The 16,744-nt window shown below is 61.6% G+C and carries 15 protein-coding genes; 12 read left to right on the top strand and 3 right to left on the bottom strand.

Annotated elements, in window-relative coordinates:
• Positions 1-127: 127 nt before the first annotated feature.
• The gene (locus tag K3758_RS17605) at positions 128-1,090 is read right to left on the bottom strand and encodes a dihydrodipicolinate synthase family protein (RefSeq protein WP_259950305.1); all 963 of its coding nucleotides are present in this window, start codon (positions 1,088-1,090) and stop codon (positions 128-130) included.
• A 132-nt stretch (positions 1,091-1,222) separates the two neighbouring features.
• Complete coding sequence (locus tag K3758_RS17600; RefSeq protein ID WP_259950303.1) at positions 1,223-1,921, bottom strand: GntR family transcriptional regulator; 699 nt, start codon at positions 1,919-1,921, stop codon at positions 1,223-1,225.
• Positions 1,922-2,267: 346 nt separating this feature from the next.
• Here K3758_RS17600 and K3758_RS17595 point away from each other — a divergent pair, with 346 nt between their 5' ends.
• The 12 genes from K3758_RS17595 to K3758_RS17540 all read left to right on the top strand — a co-directional run bounded on the left by K3758_RS17595 (position 2,268) and on the right by K3758_RS17540 (position 15,024).
• On the top strand, positions 2,268-3,287 hold the full coding sequence (locus K3758_RS17595) for an ABC transporter ATP-binding protein (RefSeq protein ID WP_259950302.1): 1,020 nt from the start codon (positions 2,268-2,270) through the stop codon (positions 3,285-3,287).
• Positions 3,284-4,393 carry an ABC transporter ATP-binding protein gene (locus tag K3758_RS17590; RefSeq protein ID WP_259950298.1) on the top strand — a complete coding sequence of 370 codons (1,110 nt, stop codon included), beginning with the start codon at positions 3,284-3,286 and terminating at the stop codon, positions 4,391-4,393. Before K3758_RS17595 ends, K3758_RS17590 begins: the two co-directional genes overlap by 4 nt.
• A gap of 41 nt (positions 4,394-4,434) precedes the next feature.
• On the top strand, positions 4,435-5,949 hold the full coding sequence (locus K3758_RS17585; protein WP_259950296.1) for an ABC transporter substrate-binding protein: 1,515 nt from the start codon (positions 4,435-4,437) through the stop codon (positions 5,947-5,949).
• Positions 5,950-6,016: 67 nt separating this feature from the next.
• Entirely contained in the window at positions 6,017-6,961 is a 945-nt protein-coding gene (locus tag K3758_RS17580) for an ABC transporter permease (protein WP_259950294.1), read from the top strand.
• Positions 6,961-7,860: an ABC transporter permease gene (locus tag K3758_RS17575; protein WP_259950288.1), complete on the top strand. Its 900-nt coding sequence runs from the start codon at positions 6,961-6,963 to the stop codon at positions 7,858-7,860. Before K3758_RS17580 ends, K3758_RS17575 begins: the two co-directional genes overlap by 1 nt.
• Before the next feature lie 11 nt (positions 7,861-7,871).
• Positions 7,872-9,665 carry a gamma-glutamyltransferase family protein gene (locus K3758_RS17570; RefSeq protein WP_259950287.1) on the top strand — a complete coding sequence of 598 codons (1,794 nt, stop codon included), beginning with the start codon at positions 7,872-7,874 and terminating at the stop codon, positions 9,663-9,665.
• A 3-nt stretch (positions 9,666-9,668) separates the two neighbouring features.
• Positions 9,669-10,430, top strand: a complete 762-nt coding sequence (locus tag K3758_RS17565; protein ID WP_259950285.1) for a DUF1028 domain-containing protein — start codon at positions 9,669-9,671, stop codon at positions 10,428-10,430.
• A 4-nt stretch (positions 10,431-10,434) separates the two neighbouring features.
• A complete protein-coding gene (locus K3758_RS17560) occupies positions 10,435-11,277 on the top strand; it encodes a sulfite exporter TauE/SafE family protein (protein WP_259950283.1) in 843 nt (280 codons plus the stop codon).
• On the top strand, positions 11,274-11,987 hold the full coding sequence (locus tag K3758_RS17555) for a FadR/GntR family transcriptional regulator (RefSeq protein WP_120352328.1): 714 nt from the start codon (positions 11,274-11,276) through the stop codon (positions 11,985-11,987). The genes K3758_RS17560 and K3758_RS17555 overlap by 4 nt, the downstream gene beginning before the upstream one ends.
• A gap of 191 nt (positions 11,988-12,178) precedes the next feature.
• Positions 12,179-13,162, top strand: coding sequence for a TRAP transporter substrate-binding protein (locus tag K3758_RS17550; RefSeq protein ID WP_259950281.1), 984 nt, complete (start codon positions 12,179-12,181; stop codon positions 13,160-13,162).
• Positions 13,163-13,229: 67 nt separating this feature from the next.
• On the top strand, positions 13,230-13,748 hold the full coding sequence (locus K3758_RS17545) for a TRAP transporter small permease (protein ID WP_259950280.1): 519 nt from the start codon (positions 13,230-13,232) through the stop codon (positions 13,746-13,748).
• Positions 13,741-15,024, top strand: a complete 1,284-nt coding sequence (locus tag K3758_RS17540) for a TRAP transporter large permease (protein WP_259950278.1) — start codon at positions 13,741-13,743, stop codon at positions 15,022-15,024. The genes K3758_RS17545 and K3758_RS17540 overlap by 8 nt, the downstream gene beginning before the upstream one ends.
• A 49-nt stretch (positions 15,025-15,073) precedes the next feature.
• On the opposite strand, the gene K3758_RS17535 is transcribed toward K3758_RS17540, so the two are convergent.
• A complete protein-coding gene (locus K3758_RS17535; protein ID WP_259950277.1) occupies positions 15,074-16,570 on the bottom strand; it encodes an aldehyde dehydrogenase in 1,497 nt (498 codons plus the stop codon).
• Between the last annotated feature and the right edge of the window lie 174 nt (positions 16,571-16,744).

Here is a 16,744-nt window from a genome sequence, read left to right as displayed (position 1 = left end):
CCCTGAAAAGATGCTAGTCAAATTTATATGCGTTTGCAATTATCTTATTCGAAAGGGCGCAAAACAACGAAAAAGGCCCGCCGCAAATGCGACGGGCCTGCCCAGCCGGGGAGAGTTGGGAGGAGGATTAAGCGGCGTATCTCGCGACCGCGCCGCCTTGCTTGCTCCAATCGCCATACCATGTGCGGAACAGCCGGTACTGCGCCTCGGCATAGCCGCGCTGGCTGTCGGTCAGAGCGTCGGTCTCATTAAAATGCAACGCATATTCCCCATGGCCCTCAAGCACCATCAGGTGCTTATAATAAAGCACGAGGTCCGGCCCCTCATCAAAGGAGGATAGAACACCAAGCGCCGCGTCGAGTTCCTGCGCCCGCTGGCGCGCTTCGGCATCGCCCGCCGCTGCGGCTTGGCTGAGGGCCACAAGATGCAGCACTTCGCGCGGCAGCACATTGCCGATCCCGGTGATGGCGCCCGTGGCACCGCAATTGACGAAACCATGGAACACGGTGGTATCGACCCCGATCATCAGCGTGACTTCATCATCGCGGCTGGTGATGTTCTCTGCTGCATAACGCAGATCATCCGCACCGCCGAACTCTTTGAAACCCACGAGGTTCGAATGCTCGGCCCGCAGGGTAAAGAACAGATCGGCGCGGGTGGCGAAGCCGTAATAGGGGCTGTTGTAAATCACGGCAGGAAGTTCTGGCGCGGCCGACAAAACGGTTTTGAAGTGATCCTTCTGCGCCGCAACCGACGTGCCGCGCGACAAGATGCGGGGGATCAACATCAACCCCTTCGCGCCGACCCTTTGCGCATGGGCCGCATGTTCGGCGGCCAGCTTGGTGTTCACAGCACCCGTGCCAACAACGACCGGCACACCCGCATCAACCAAACGCTCAACGCCCTCCATCCGCTCTACATCGGTCAGCAGCGGCCAATCGCCCATGGAGCCGCAGTAGACAACCGCGCTCATACCATCGGCGATCAGCTTTTTGCCCATGCGCACCAGCGCGTCGAAATCAGGTTTCCGGTCTGCCGTGCAGGGGGTCATCAGGGCCGGGATGCAGCCGGAAAAAATCGAAGGGGTCATTTGTCTCTCCATTCATAAAATCCGGCTGCGATATTGCCGGGGTTGGCTGCATCTTAGCTATTGTATTTTATTTGTCGACATAAAATTGCCGCAAGCTTTCTGCGCGCGAAAAAACCACGCATTTACCTATTGTTAAAGTTCGATATGCTGCCGCCGATCCCGCGAAATCAGCGCCTGAATCTGCCGTACAATCTGATCCGCATGAGTCTCCGCCAAAGAATCCGCGCGCCCGATATCGCGCGCCTCGATGGCCGCGATCAAATCCTCATGCTCTTGGACATACTCACTGGGAAGCTGATCGTCGAAGGATTGGTAATACATCCGCAGCAAGCGGCGCCCCTCATCCAACAAGCGCAAACAAAGCGATTCGTAATAAGGGTTGCGCCCCGCCCGCGCGATCTCGGCATGAAACTCACGGTTCGTGGCGATCATCGACAGCGCGTCCTGCGCCGATACGGCCTTGGCAAACTCTGCCTGTCGCGCGCGGATCTTGGCCATATCGGCCGGGGTATGAAACTGCGCCGCCAGCCGCGTGGTGACACGGTACATCAACGTCATCGCGTCGAAGAAGGTATGCAGGTTCATGAAGTCGATATTCGCCACCACGGTCGAACGGTTGGGCAACGTGGTCACCAATCCCTCGCTCGCCAGCCGCACCAATGCCTCACGGATCGGCGTGCGCGACATCGAAAGACGCTCGGATAGGCGAATCTCGTCGATCGGGCTGCCGGGCAGCAGGGTTAAATCAAGGATCTCATCCCGCAGGATAGAATAGACAAATTGCGCCCCGGACCCGCGCTTGCGTTCCGCCGTTTTAGGTTTGCTGGTCATGCGGGGATGCCGCCCTTTCGAAATTCTTGGCTCCCCCTCGATAAAGCAACAAATCGACCGCCCTACAATAGCGCAGCCCCACCGAATGCGCGCCCGCCCCTTCAATTCATCCTTTCTTAAATACCGTCCGCAATCTCCCCCAAACGCCATCCTTGCCAATCAAGCCCCCAACAGACCTTCACAGACCGCTCAAAAATCAAGCATCGCCGTCGATCCAGCAGGCAATCTCTGTCGCAATAGATTGACCGAAAAAGGCTTTCCCAAAAATTAAAATCGCCGGATTGACAGCGAGAAACTTGCAACCGCATACTCGACCAATCTTATATTGGTTCAAGAAAGCGGTCCATTGCCCAGCCCTGACATCGGCCTCAACACCGACACAGACAAGGTTTTGCTCGAAGTGCGCGACTTCAGCCTGCGCTTTCGCGGTGCGCCGAGCGACCAGATCAACCACGTGAATTTCACGGTTCACCCGGGCAAGACGCTCTGCGTTGTCGGGGAAAGTGGATGCGGCAAAAGCGTGACCTCCTTGGCGATGATGGGCCTGCTGCCTGAAGGCGCCGCGACGATCAGATCGGGCGAGATGGTTTTCGAGGGGCAAAAGCTCGACCTTGCCGACCACTCAGCCATGCGCAAACTGCGCGGCAGTCGGATGACCATGATCTTCCAAGAGCCGATGACCTCGCTTAACCCCGCGTTCCGCATCGGCGAACAGATCACCGAAGCCGTGCTTGCCCATAGCAACGCCAGCAAGTCCGAGGCCGAGGAAAAGGCGCTGGCGATCCTCAAGCGGGTCGGCATTCCGGCGGCGGAAAAGCGGATGCGTGACTATCCGCATCAACTCTCGGGCGGGATGCGCCAGCGGGTGATGATCGCTATGGCGCTGGTGAACGACCCCGCGCTACTGATCGCCGATGAGCCTACAACCGCGCTCGACGTGACCATTCAGGCACAAATCCTTGAGTTGATCCGCGACCTTCAGGCCGAGACCGACATGGGCACGATCATGATCACCCACGACCTCGGCGTCGTGGCCGAAATCGCCGATACCGTGGCCGTCATGTACGCGGGCACGATTGTCGAGACCGGTCCGGCAGAGCGCATATTCAACGACCCGCAGCACCCCTACACGATTGGCCTCATGTCCTCGATCCCGCAGTTGAGCGGCCCGCGCGGACGTTTGGCCACCGTGCCGGGCATGGTGCCCACGACGCAGAACATGCCTGAAGGCTGCCGTTTTGCCACGCGCTGCCCTTTCGCCCAGCCCATCTGCGCCAAGGAACCGCTGCTTGCGCCGCTGGAAGATGGCCACGCCGTCGCCTGCCATTTCGCCCCGCTAGAGACCCATCTGGAGCAGAGCGCATGACTGACACAATCCTGACCGCGCGCGGGCTAAAGAAACATTTCAAGACCTCGGGCGGCGGCTTGGCGAAAGGGGCCACGGTCAAGGCGGTCGATGGTGTCTCCTTCGACGTGCGCCGCGGAGAGACCTTTGCCATCGTCGGTGAATCCGGCTGCGGCAAATCCACCCTCGCGCGGCTGCTCATGCGGCTGCTGACCCCGACCGAGGGCGATGTGCAGTTTGACGGCAGCGATGTGCGCAGCCTTGCCGGGCGCGACCTGACCGCGTTGCGCCGGGACATGCAGTTCATCTTTCAGGACCCCTTTTCGTCGCTGAACCCGCGCATGAGCGTCGGCAAGCTGGTCGGCGAACCGCTGGAGACGCATTTCCCAAAAATGTCCGCCTCTGAGCGGCGCGGCAAAGTGGCGGAACTTCTAGCGAAAGTCGGCCTGCGCCCCGAGCACGCCGAACGCTACCCGCATGAATTTTCGGGCGGCCAGCGCCAACGGATCGGGATTGCCCGCGCGCTGGCCTCGGCCCCAATGCTGGTGATCGGGGATGAGCCTGTCTCGGCCCTTGATGTGTCGGTGCAGGCGCAGGTGATTAACCTGCTCGGCGATCTGCGCGATGAGTTGGGGCTCACGCTGGTGATCATCGCCCATGATCTCGCCGTGATCCGCCATATGAGCGACCGTGTGGCGGTGATGTATCTGGGCCAGATCGTTGAACAGGGCGATGTCGATACGGTCTACAACCACCCGCGTCACCCCTACACCCGGGCTCTGCTCTCGGCCATTCCGGTCGCCGCCCATGGTGCACGCACACCGCAAACCGCGCTTGAGGGCGAGATGCCGAGCCCGGCCAACCCGCCCTCGGGCTGCCGTTTCCACACCCGTTGCCCCTATGCCAAAGAACGCTGCGCGAGTGAGCCGCCTGCCTTGCGCGAAACCGATGCCGGCGACGGTCATATCGCCGCCTGCCACTTTTTCGAAGAGATCGCCGCCGCCACACCGGACCTCGGCCTTGCCGATGCGCCCGAACGTGCCCCCGGCGCGGCGGCACGCTTTGCGCTTTACCAAGACGCCATGCGGGATCGGACAACGCTCCGCCCCCGCCAAGACCAAGAATAACAGGCTAAAACAGACTTAATGAAACGACAGGAGAGTTCGATATGACACTGACCAAAATGACCCTCGCCGCCGCGCTGCTGGGGGCCACGACCCTCGGCGCGCAGGCGGCTGACCTGCGCATCGCGCTGCAATCTGACGCCGATGTGCTGGACCCCGACCAGTCGCGCACCTTTGTGGGGCGGATCGTCTATACGTCGATGTGCGACAAGCTGGTGGACATCACGCCTGATCTGGAAATCATCCCCCAACTGGCGACCGAATGGTCTTTTTCTGAGGATGGCAAACAGCTGACCATGAAGCTGCGCGACGATGCGGTTTTCCATGACGGTACACCGTTTGACGCCGAGGCCGTGGCCGCCAACATCGACCGCAGCCAGAACCTTGAGACCTCGCGCCGCAAGTCCGAGCTTTCCTCCATCACCGGCGTCGAAGTGCTGGGCAGCCATGAAATCCGCTTTGATCTGGCCGATGCCGACGCCACGCTGATGGCGCAGTTCGCCGACCGCGCGGGCATGATGGTTTCCCCCACCGCTGCCGAAGCGGCGGGCGATGACTTTGGCCTGAACCCGGTCTGCTCGGGCCCCTACCAGTTCAAAGAGCGTGTAGCCCAAGACCGGATCGTGCTGGAGAAATTCGCCGACTATTACAACGCCGACGAATACCACTTCGACACCGTCACCTACCTGCCGATCCCCGACACCACTGTGCGTCTGGCGAACCTGCAATCGGGCGACATCGACATGCTGGAGCGTCTGGCCGCGACCGATCTGGCGCAGGCCGAAGGTGACGACGGCATCAAGGTCGAAAGCGCCGTGTCGCTGGGCTATCAAGGCATCACCATCAATGTCGCCAATGGCGAAAAGGGTGACAACCCTTGGGGCAACGACAAACGTCTGCGTCAGGCGCTGAGCTATGCGATCGACCGCGAGGCGATCAATCAGGTCGTCTTTAACGGTGCCTTCGCCGCGGGCAACCAGCCTTTCCCGCCAAACTCGCCCTGGTACAGCACCGACTATCCCGTGCCTGAACGTGACGTGGAAAAGGCCAAGGAACTGCTGGCCGAAGCAGGCTTTGCCGATGGCATCGACCTTGAGGTGCAGGTGCCCAACACCACGATCCCGCTACAACTGATGCAGGTCGTGCAGTCCATGGCGGCAGAGGCGGGGATCAACATCTCGATCACCTCCAAGGAATTCGCAACGCTGCTGGCCGACCAATCGGCGGGTGACTATCAGGCGAGCCAGATCGGCTGGTCGGGCCGTGTCGACCCCGATGGCAACATCCACCAGTTCATGACCTCCGATGGCGGCATCAACGATTCCAAGTTCTCGAACCCGGAAGTGGATGAGCTGCTGAACAAGGCGCGCAAATCCAACGATCAAGACGTGCGTCGCGAAAGCTATACCGCGGCCCGTGCGATCCTGAACGAAGAGCTGCCGATCGTGTACCTCTATCACCAGACATGGATCTGGGCGCTGGACTCCGACATCTCCGGCTTTACCCCCTATCCTGATGGCATGATCCGCCTTGAAGGTATGAAAAAAGAAGAAGGGTAAAACCTTCTGCATCCGCACCGCCGGGCCGGTCCCGGCGGTGCCCCTCCCCTGAGCGAGACGTTTCAAAATGCTGTCCTTCATCCTGCGCCGTCTGGTGATCGCGATCCCGACGATCATCTTGATCTCGGTCTTTGTCTTCACCTTGCAAAAGCTGCTGCCGGGCGATCCGGTGCTGGCCATGGCCGGCGAAGAACGCGACCCGCAGGTGTTGGAATTCCTGCGCGAGAAATACCGCCTGAATGACCCAATCCCGGTGCAATATTTCACTTGGATCGGCAACGCGCTGACGGGGGACTTGGGCATTTCGCTGCGCACCAACCAGCCGGTGCTTGAACTGATCGGGGAAAAGCTGCCCGTCACGATCCAACTGGCGACGATGGCGATGATCTTTGCCCTGCTGATCGGCGTGCCTGCGGGCATCTTTTCGGCCGTTAAGAAGGGCACCGTGACCGATTATGTGGCCAATGTGGTGGCGCTCTCGGGCCTGTCGATCCCGAACTTCTGGCTGGGGATCATGCTGATCCTGCTGGTCTCGGTGAAATGGAAGCTGCTGCCCGCCTCGGGCTATGTGCCCCTGAGCGAAGACCCCATCCGCTCCATCACCGTGATGATCATGCCCGCCTTCGTGCTGGGCACAGCACTCGCTGCCACGCTGATGCGCCACACGCGGTCGGCCATGCTGAGCGTGCTGAGCAGCGACTACGTCCGCACCGCCCGCGCCAAGGGTCTGATCGAGCGCAAAGTCATCCTCAAACACGCCTTTCGCAATGCGCTGACGCCCATCGTTACCCTGACTGCGCTCTTGTTTGGTGAACTTATCGCAGGCGCGGTGCTGACCGAACAGATTTTCACCATCCCCGGCTTTGGCAAGCTTGTGGTCGATGCGGTGTTCAACCGAGATTACGCCGTGGTGCAGGGGATCGTTCTGGTCACCGCTGTCGGCTTTATCTTCATGAACCTGCTGGCCGATGTCGCCTATGTGCTGCTGAACCCCCGCCTGAGGAAGCAATAATGGCTCAACCTGCCACACCCATCACCATTGACGCTGAAAGCGCCGCTGATCCCGTCCTCTCGGCACGCCCTGAAAACCGCGTCTGGAAAAAGTTTCGCCACCACCGCAGTGCCATGTTGGGCGGGGTGCTGGTGGTCTTCTTCTGCGCTATTGCATTGCTGGCGCCCATTCTTCCGATCCCCGACCCCTCTGCGACCGATTGGGGCGCGGTGCGCAAAGCGCCCTCGGCGGTGCATTGGCTAGGCACCGATGAATTGGGCCGCGATGTGCTGTCGCGTTTGATCTGGGGGGCGCAGGCCTCTTTGCTGGCGGGTGTCGTTTCGGTCGCCATCGCGCTTGGCCTTGGCGTGCCTTTGGGCATCATCGCGGGGTATTTCGGGGGCTGGACGGATGCGATCATTTCGCGCTGCACCGAAGCTCTGCTGGCCGCACCCTTCTTGATCCTCGCCATCGCGCTGGCGGCCTTTTTGGGGCCAAGCCTGACCAACGCCATGATCGCCATCGGCATCTCGGCCACGCCGGTCTTTATCCGTCTGACGCGCGGTCAGGTGCTAAGTGTCGCTGCCGAAGATTACGTGGAAAGCGCGCGCGCCATTGGTCTCAGCACGCCGCGCATCCTGCGCCGCTATATTTTCCCCAACGTGCTGCCGCCCGTGCTGGTGCAGGCCACGCTGACTGTGGCGACCGCGATCATCGCTGAAGCGTCGCTGTCATTCTTAGGCCTCGGCCAGCAGCCGCCGTCCCCCTCTTGGGGGTCGATGCTGAACACGGCGAAGAACTTCCTCAATCAAGCGCCTTGGATGGCGCTCTGGCCCGGCATTGCGATCTTCATGGTCGTGCTCGGCTTTAACCTTCTTGGCGATGGACTGCGCGATGCGCTGGACCCGCGCGAACACTGACCGGAGACGACATGACCACCTTTACCACCCGCCCCGAGATCCGCGGCTCCTTCGGTGTCACCACCTCAACCCATTGGATCGCCTCGACCGTCGGTTTCGGCATTCTGGAAAAAGGCGGCAATGCTTTTGACGCCGCCGTGGCTGCGGGCTTTGTCTTGCAGGTGGTCGAGCCGCATTTGAACGGCCCGGCGGGCGATCTGCCGATCATCTTTCACGACGCGGAAAAAAAGACGACCAAGGTCGTCTGCGCCCAAGGGGTCAGCCCCGCCGCCGCCAAGCTCGAGCATTTCGAGGAACTCGGGCTGAAACTGATCCCCGGCTCGGGTCTATTGTCGACGGTGGTGCCCGGTGCCTTTGACGGCTGGATGCTGATGCTGCGCGATCATGGCACAATGGGCCTGCGCGAGGTGATGCAGCTCGCGATCGACTATGCCCGCGATGGCCATCCGGTGCTGCCGCGCGTATCGAACACCATCAAGGGGTTGGCCGAGTATTTCGCCGCCGAATGGCCCACCTCTGCCGCTGTCTGGACGCCGGATGGCAAGGCGCCTGAGCCGAACGCCAACTTTAAAAATCCCGATCTGGCCGCCACCTATGAACGGTTAGTAAGCGAAGCCGAAGCCGCAGGCGAGGACCGCGTGACACAGATCGAGGCCGCACGCAAAATCTGGTCCGAAGGGTTCGTGGCCGATGCGATCTTTGACTACCTCGAAGACGCCTGCGTGCATGACGTGTCAGAGCAAAAGAACAGCGCCCTTCTGGCGCGCGAGGACATGGCCAAATGGCAGGCCAGCTACGAAGACACGCTTACTTACGAGTATCACGGCTGGACGGTGCATAAGACCCACGCCTGGTCGCAGGGGCCGGTGTTTTTGCAGGCCCTCGCCATTCTCAAGCATTTTGATCTGGCCGCGATGGACCCGATGGGCGCCTCCTTTACCCATACGGTGATCGAGGCGATGAAACTCGCCTATGCGGACCGCGAAGCCTATTATGGCGACCCCGAACAGAGCATCATCCCGATGGAAGAACTGCTCTCTGACGCCTATAACGCTGAGCGTGCGAAACTGGTGAACGGCAAAGCGTCCCTTGAACAGCGTCCGGGCGTGATCGCAGGGCTAGAGCATCTGGCCGAGCGTTATATCGAACGCGCTGCCCGTGATTTCGGCGTTCAGAATGCCGCGCCGCAAGAGCCGACGATGGCGCATCTAACCGAAAAACGCGGCGATACCGTGCATCTTGATGTGATCGACCGCTGGGGCAATATGGTCTCGGCCACGCCCTCGGGCGGGTGGTTGCAGAGCAATCCGGTCGTGCCGGGCTTGGGCTTTCCGCTAAACTCGCGCGCGCAGATGTTCTGGCTTGAGCGGGGCCTGCCCACGTCGCTTGCCCCCGGTCGGCGTCCGCGCACCACGTTGACCCCCTCCTTTGCCGAGCATTCAGACGGGCGGCAACTGGTCTTTGGCACGCCGGGTGGCGACCAGCAGGATCAATGGCAGCTGATCTGGTTCCTGCGTTTCGTGCATCACGGGATCGACCTTCAAGAAGGCATGGACGCGCCGCTGTTCCATACCATGCATTTTCAAAGCAGCTTCTTTCCCCGCCAAGCTCTGCCCGGCGAGATGATGATCGAACCCAATGTCGGCGCTGCGGTGATCGACGCGCTGCGCGCGCGGGGCCATATCGTCACCGTGGCCGAGCCGTGGTCGGTGGGGCGGATGACCGCCGCGCTGCGCAGTCCCGATGGCAGCCTTCAGGCCGCCGCGACCCCCCGCCTGATGCAGGCCTATGCCGTAGGACGTTAACCCATGACCTATTCCATCATCGCCCGTGACCCCGAAAGCCATGAGATCGGCATCGCCGTAGCGAGCCGCTTTTTCGCCTGCGGGGCCGCCGTGCCCTATATCGGTCGCCGCGTCGCCGTGGCGACGCAAGCTTTCGTCAACCCGCTTTGGGGGACCGAAGGCCGGCGCATGCTGGAAAGCGGCGACCCCGCCGAAGCATTGCTGAAGGAATTTGCCGCGCGCGACGCAGGCCGCGATATCCGGCAGTGCCACATGCTCGACGCCGAGGGGAATTTCGCCGCTCACACCGGCGCGGGCTGTGTCGATTGGGCCGGGCACCGCGTTGGCAGCACTCATTCGGTTGCGGGCAATATGCTGACCGGGCCAGAGGTCGTAGAGGCCACGTTCGACACCTATGCCGCCCGCAGCGATCTGCCGATGGCCGAACGGCTGCTTGCCGCGATGCGCGCGGGCGAAGAAGCGGGCGGCGACAAACGCGGGCGTCAGGCGGCGGGGCTGGTGATCCACCGCGGACAGGACCACGCCTATCTCGACCTGCGCGTCGACGATCACGGCGATCCGCTCAGCGAACTTGACCGGCTGCTTGAAGTCGCAGGAGAGCGCTACCTCCATGTGGCCGAAGCGATGCCAAGCCTCGACAATTTCTCGGGCACCTCTGATCGCGCGCCGATTGATGCCGCGATTGCGCGGGCCGAAGAGGCGCGCCGCGCCGCGGGGAAACCCAGCCGGTCGCAGGCGACAGATTTAGAGACAAAGAAAGATTAAATCGATGAACGCGCTAGACCTCGGCCAGCTTCTGCCCCTCCTCGCCATTGCGGTGACCGCCGGTATTTTTGGCGGTATCCTTGCGGGCCTGCTTGGCGTGGGCGGCGGTATTGTGATTGTGCCGGCGCTCTATCTGGCCCTGTCGACGGCGGGGATGGACCCGGCAATTACCATGCAGGTGGCTGTGGGTACGTCGCTGGCAACCATCGTCTTTACCTCTCTCTCCTCGGGCTATGGTCACTTCAAACGCGGCGCGATTGATATGGACTTGCTGAAACTCTGGGCGCCGTCGCTTTTGGTTGGCGTTGTCATCGGCGCGCTTTTGGGAGGCTATGTCTCGGGGCTGATCCTTGTCGGCGTTTTTGCCACCGTGGCCGCGCTCGTCGCGCTCGACATGATCTTTCGCAAGACCAAAGACGACCCCACCCCGCGTGGCTTTGCCAAGCCGATCTGGGCGGTGCTGGGTGTCGTGACCGGCGGGCTGTCGGCAATGATGGGCATCGGGGGCGGGACCATCGGCGTGCCGCTGCTGAATTTTCTCGGCTATGACATCCGCCGCGCGGTCGGCACCTCTGCCGCAATCGGCTTTATCATCGGGCTGCCCGGCGCGGTGGTCTATGCGCTGACAGGCCTCGGCGCCGAAGGGCTGCCGCCCTTCTCGCTTGGCTATGTGAACCTTGCCGCTGCGGCCATCATCATTCCACTGACCAGCAGCTTTGCCCATGTGGGCGTGAAATTGGCCCATAGCATCCCCCGAAGGGCGCTTCGGTTTGCCTTTGGAATTTTCCTGATGGTAACGTCATTGCGTATGTTCATTGATTTATTTGAAGCGTTTTCCAACTCATGACACAGCCCCCCCAGACCGCCCCAAGTGAAGATGAATTGGCCGAGCGGCTGCGCGGAGCGATCCGGCAAGGGGATATCCTGAACGATGGGCGGATGCCGCCCGAACGGGCATTGGCCGAGCATTTCGGCGTGAGCCGCGCGCGGCTGCGGCTGGCGCTTGGCCTGCTGCAAGAGGATGGCACGATCTACCGCCGCCACGGCCAAGGCACCTTTGCCACGCCGCCGCCCGCCACCAATGCCGACAGCCTGCGTCACCTCGCCCGGCAGGTCACGCCAAGCGATGTCATGGAAGTCCGGCTTGAGGTCGAGCCCGCCCTTGCCGCCCTCGCCGCCGACCGCGCCCGCCCGCAAGAGATCGAGCGGCTAGACCAGTTGATGCGCGCCACGCTGAACCTCAGTGATCCCGACGCCTATGAGGCAGCGGATGACATGTTCCACTACAAGATCGCCGAGATGGCCCGGAACCCGCTGTTCCTCACGGTCTACGAATCCATCCGCGCGGTGCGCCGCGAAGTGGCTTGGACCTCGCGCCGCCGCACCTATCACGCGCCTGAGACGTTACAGATACTTGGCGAACAACACATGACCCTGAACGACGCCATCGCCCGGCGCGATACGCTCGGTGCGGCCGCGGCGATGGAACAGCATTTGCTGACCGTATCCAAGACCCTGCTCCGTGACCGGGTGCGCAAGATCGAGCTTGATCTCTAGCTGGGTCAGTCCTGAGCACTGCTGAAGTCGTCAAAGGTTGTAGCACCGCGTCGGATCATATCACCAAGGGAACCACCCTCAAAACGCTGTGGATTCATTGTCCACAAAGCGCCCTCACCCCATTGCCATTTTGAGCGTCCAGCGCTAGCAGTTTTCCTGACCTTGTTAATAAGATCGCTGGAGGATACAAAATGTTCAAAATCACCAAGCCCACGGCAATTATCGCCACTTTGGCCGCGCTCACCGGAGGAGCACTGAGCGCCCAGACCGAAGTCAAGATCGGCTACGCCCTCGCCCCCGACAGCCACTACGGCGTCGCGGCGCAGAAGTGGCAGGAAGTCGTCGAAGCCGAAACCGACGGCAAGTTCAGCTTCCGCCATTTCCCCTCTTCCGGCTTGGGCGGTGAGCGTGAAGTGGTCGAAGGTCTGCAGCTTGGCACCGTCGAGGCGACCATCGTCTCCACCGGCACGCTCAGCAACTTCGTCCCCGCCACCGGCGTGACCGACATCCCCTTCCTGTTCCGCAGCCTCGATCACGCCCGCCGCGTGCTTGATGGCCCCATTGGCCAAGACATTCTGGCCGAGTTCGACGGCGCGGGCATGGTGGCGCTGGCTTGGGGTGAGCAGGGTTTCCGCCACATCACCAACAACCGCAACGCGATCGAGACCCCAGAAGACATCGCCGGCATGAAGCTGCGCACCATGGAAAACCCGGTGCACCTTGATGCCTTCAACGCCGCCGGTGCCGCCCCCACCCCGATGGCATGGCCCGAGGTCATCAGCTCGCTGCAGCAAGGCACCATCGACGGGCAGGAAAACCCGCTCTCGGTGATCGTGTCGGTGAAACTCGACGAAGTGCAAAAATACCTGACGCTGTCGGGCCACGTCTATTCGCCCGCCATGCTGCTGGTCTCCAAACCCTTCTGGGAAGGTCTGTCTGACGAAGACAAAGCCGCCTTTGAGAAGGGCGCGACCGAGGCTGTCACCGCCATGCGTGGTTTCGTTGATGATGTCGAACAGAGCGGCGTCGAGACGCTGAAAGAGCGCGGCATGGAAGTCAACGAGCTGACCGAAGAGCAAAAAGCCACCTTCCGCGCCTCGATCGAGAGCGCGTACGAAGGCTACTATGAGACCTACGGCAAAGAGCTGATCGACCAGATCGCCGCGACCGAGTAAGCGCCGCGACGCAAGAACAGACGGCCGGGAGCAGTGCTTCCGGCCGTTTTGCACGGGAGGGGAAACCATGCGCAGATTGGAACAGCTATTCGTCAAGGTGAACGCCGCAGTGGTGATCGCCTGCCTGACGGGGATGGTCTTGGTCGTCGGGGCCAATGTCGCCCTGCGGTTCAGCACCAATCATTCGCTGTCATGGTCTGATGAATCCGCCCGCTATCTGATGATCTGGATGGCGTTCCTCGGGGCCGGGCTGGCCCTGCGCCAAGGCGGTCATGTGGCGATCACCAATCTGCATGACGTGATGAGCACCCGGATACAGCGTATCCTGCGCGTTGTCATCGTGCTGGTGCTGCTGTTTTTCTTTGCCTTCATGGTCAAGGTCGGCTGGGACTATATGCAGCGCGCGCAGTACCAGATGACCCCGGCAATGCGCCTCTCGTTTCGTTATGTCTATGCCGCCATGCCGGTCGGGTTCTCGCTGTTGATCGTGCATCTGTTGCTGATCGCGCGGCCTTTCATCATGGCGGGCCACTATCACCAGCCCGACGGTCAGACCGAAAACATGCCGGGAGCCGCCAATGGCTGAGATCCTCTTTATCTCGCTTTTCGTGCTGATGGTGCTGGGCCTGCCCGTTGCCTTTGCCATGGCGATTTCGGTTTTTGCGGCAATTGGCTTGGGCAGTTCCTATCCGCAGATCGTCGTTGTCAAAGAGATGTTTTCCGGCCTCGACAGCTTCCCGCTTTTGGCTGTGCCCTTCTTCATCCTCGCCGCCGAGATCATGACCGGCGGCGCGATCACCCACACATTGCTCCGCTTTGCGGCGCAGTTCGTAGGCCATCTGCGCGGGGGGCTGGGCTATGCCAATGTGATCTCCTCCACCATGTTCGCGGGCATTTCAGGCTCGGCATTGGCCGATGCGGCGGGACCGGGGGCGATGATGATCCGCATGATGGAAAAAGGCGGCTATGACCGCTCCTACGCCGGGGCGCTGACGATTTCCTCGGCGGTGGTAGGGCCGATCATTCCGCCGTCGATCGTGATGATCATCTATGCGCTGCAGGATCAGGAAGTCTCGGTCGGGTCGCTGTTTATGGCCGGTGTGATTCCGGGGCTTTTGCTGGCCTGTGGCAGTCTTGCCGCCAACGGGTGGGTCAGTTGGAAACGCGACTATCGCAGCGCGGATGCACGCCCCGAGCGGGCGCAGATGTGGCGCAATACCTTTATGGCGCTGCCAGCACTTGGGCTGATCGTGCTGATTGTCGGCGGCATCCGGGGCGGTATTTTCACGCCCACCGAAGCGTCGGTCATCGCGGTGTTCTATGCCCTCTTCTGCGGTTTTTTCGTCTACCGCGCGCTGCGCTTGCGTGACCTGCCGGGGCTGATCCTGCGCGCCGCGCTGATTTCGTCCGCCGTTTTGTTGATCCTTGGCGCGGCGCGGGCCTTTGCATGGGTTCTGGTGATCGAAGGCGTGCCGCAGTTTCTGGCCGAGACGATCATTTCATGGGAGTTGTCGCCGATCCTGTTTCTCTTGGCGGTCAACGTGTTGCTGCTGCTCTTTGGCCTGTTCATGGACCCGCTGCCGGGCGTGATGATCTTGGTGCCGATCTTGGCGCCGATCAGCCATGCGCTTGGCATCGCGCCGGACCATTTTGCGATTGTGGTGATCGTGAACCTGACGCTCGGCCTGACGACGCCGCCGGTGGGGAGCCTGATCTTCGTGGTGTCTTCAGCGGTGAACCTGCGCCCTGCGGCGCTGATCCGTGAGATGTCGCCGTTCTTTCTGGCGAACTTTGTCGTGTTGATGCTGCTGACCTTCGTGCCGGCGATTTCGACATGGCTGCCGAAGGTCAGCGGTTTTTAGCAATTTACCGCCCGGCATCAGACCGGGCGGCACCGCGCTGAGCTTGTCCTTACTCGGTCTGGATCCAAACCGCCTTGGTATCTAAATACGCCTGCAGGTGCTCCACGCCACCTTCCTTGCCATAGCCCGACATCTTGAGCCCGCCGAACGGCACCGCCGGGTCAATCGCGTGGTACATGTTCACCCAGACCGATCCCGCCTTTAGGCGCTTCACCGCGCGATGCGCTGTGCTGAGGTCGCGGGTAAAGATGCCTGCCGCCAGACCGTAGGGCGTGGCATTGGCGCGCGCGATCACCTCTTCCATCGTGTCGAAGGGCAGGACAGAGATCACGGGGCCGAAAATCTCTTCCCGCGCGATGGTCATGTCGTCGGTCACATCGGCAAAGATCACCGGCTCAAGAAAGTTGCCGCCTTCATAGCCCGCGCCCTCGGGCCGCGCCCCGCCGGTGACCAGCCGCGCGCCTTCGGCTTTGCCCGCAGCGATATAGCCCTCGACCTTTTCGGCCTGCACACGGTTGATCAGCGGGCCGAGGTCCGTGCCCTCATCCAAGCCATGCCCGATCTTCAGCCCCCGCGCGAAAGCGGCCAGTTTCTCGATGAACTCATCCTGAATTTCGCGCGCCACGAACAGCCGCGAGCCTGCGATGCAGATTTGCCCCGAATGCGCGTAGACCGCCATCGCCGCGACAGGCACCGCCTTGTCGATGTCAGCATCCTTGCAGATGATCAGCGGAGATTTCCCGCCCAACTCCAACGTGATCCGCTTGAGGTTCTCAACGCCAGCGCGGGCGATGGTCTTGCCCGTGGCGGTCGAACCGGTGAAGACCACTTTGTTCACGTCCTCATGTTCGGCCAAACGCGCGCCTGCTTCGCGGCCCGTGCCGGTCACCACGTTGACCACCCCATCGGGCACGCCTGCCTCTTGCATCAACTTCGCGATCATCAAGGGCGTCAGCGGCGCGTCTTCGGAGGGCTTCAATACCACGGTGCAGCCCGTCGCCAAGGCAGGCGCGATTTTCCAGATCGAGGCAGCGGTCGGGGCGTTCCAAGGGATAATCGCCCCCACCACGCCGACCGGCTCGCGCGTTGTAAAAGAGAACATCGATTGCGAGACCGAGTTCTCGATCACATCGCCATGCAACGCGACCGCCTGCCCCGCATAGAAACGCAGCATCCCGATCACCCGGCGTTTGTTGCCCATAGTCCGCGCCAGCGGCAGACCCATATCGGCGGTGTCCGACACACAGAGCTTTTCCCAATCGCGCTCCATCACATCGGCAATGCGCAAAAGCACCTCTTGCCGGTCGTAGGGCGTGAATTTCGACCACTCCCCCTCAAAGGCCCGGCGCGCGGCGGCGACGGCGGCATCGACATCTTCGGCCCCGCCACGCGGCACCGTCGCCAGCGCCCGGCCCGAGGCGGGGTCGACCACATTTAGCACCTCACCCGAGAGCGCGGGCACGTCTTTGCCGTCGATAAACATCGGGCAGAACTGCCCGTGATAGAGGTCTTGGGCAATCTGGTAGGGGTCTATGGTCAAAGTCATATCAGCCTCATGCAATCAATGCGCCATTCCTATCAAGCGCCGTGTCGGTTTCAAATATACAAAGCCCTGTTTCGCCGAGAAAATCCGCCCCGCCCGCGTTGCGCCGTGGCAGGCGGCGGGGTAGACCTTTCCCCAAGGGAACCGCCCGCAGGAGCGGCGGTGGCAAGCGAGGGA

This window comes from Sulfitobacter sp. W002 (assembly GCF_025142135.1).
GTDB classification, from domain to species: Bacteria; Pseudomonadota; Alphaproteobacteria; order Rhodobacterales; family Rhodobacteraceae; genus Sulfitobacter; species Sulfitobacter profundi.
The sequence above is the reverse complement of the archived record's forward strand: the minus strand, read 5'-3'. Positions and strand labels throughout refer to the sequence as shown.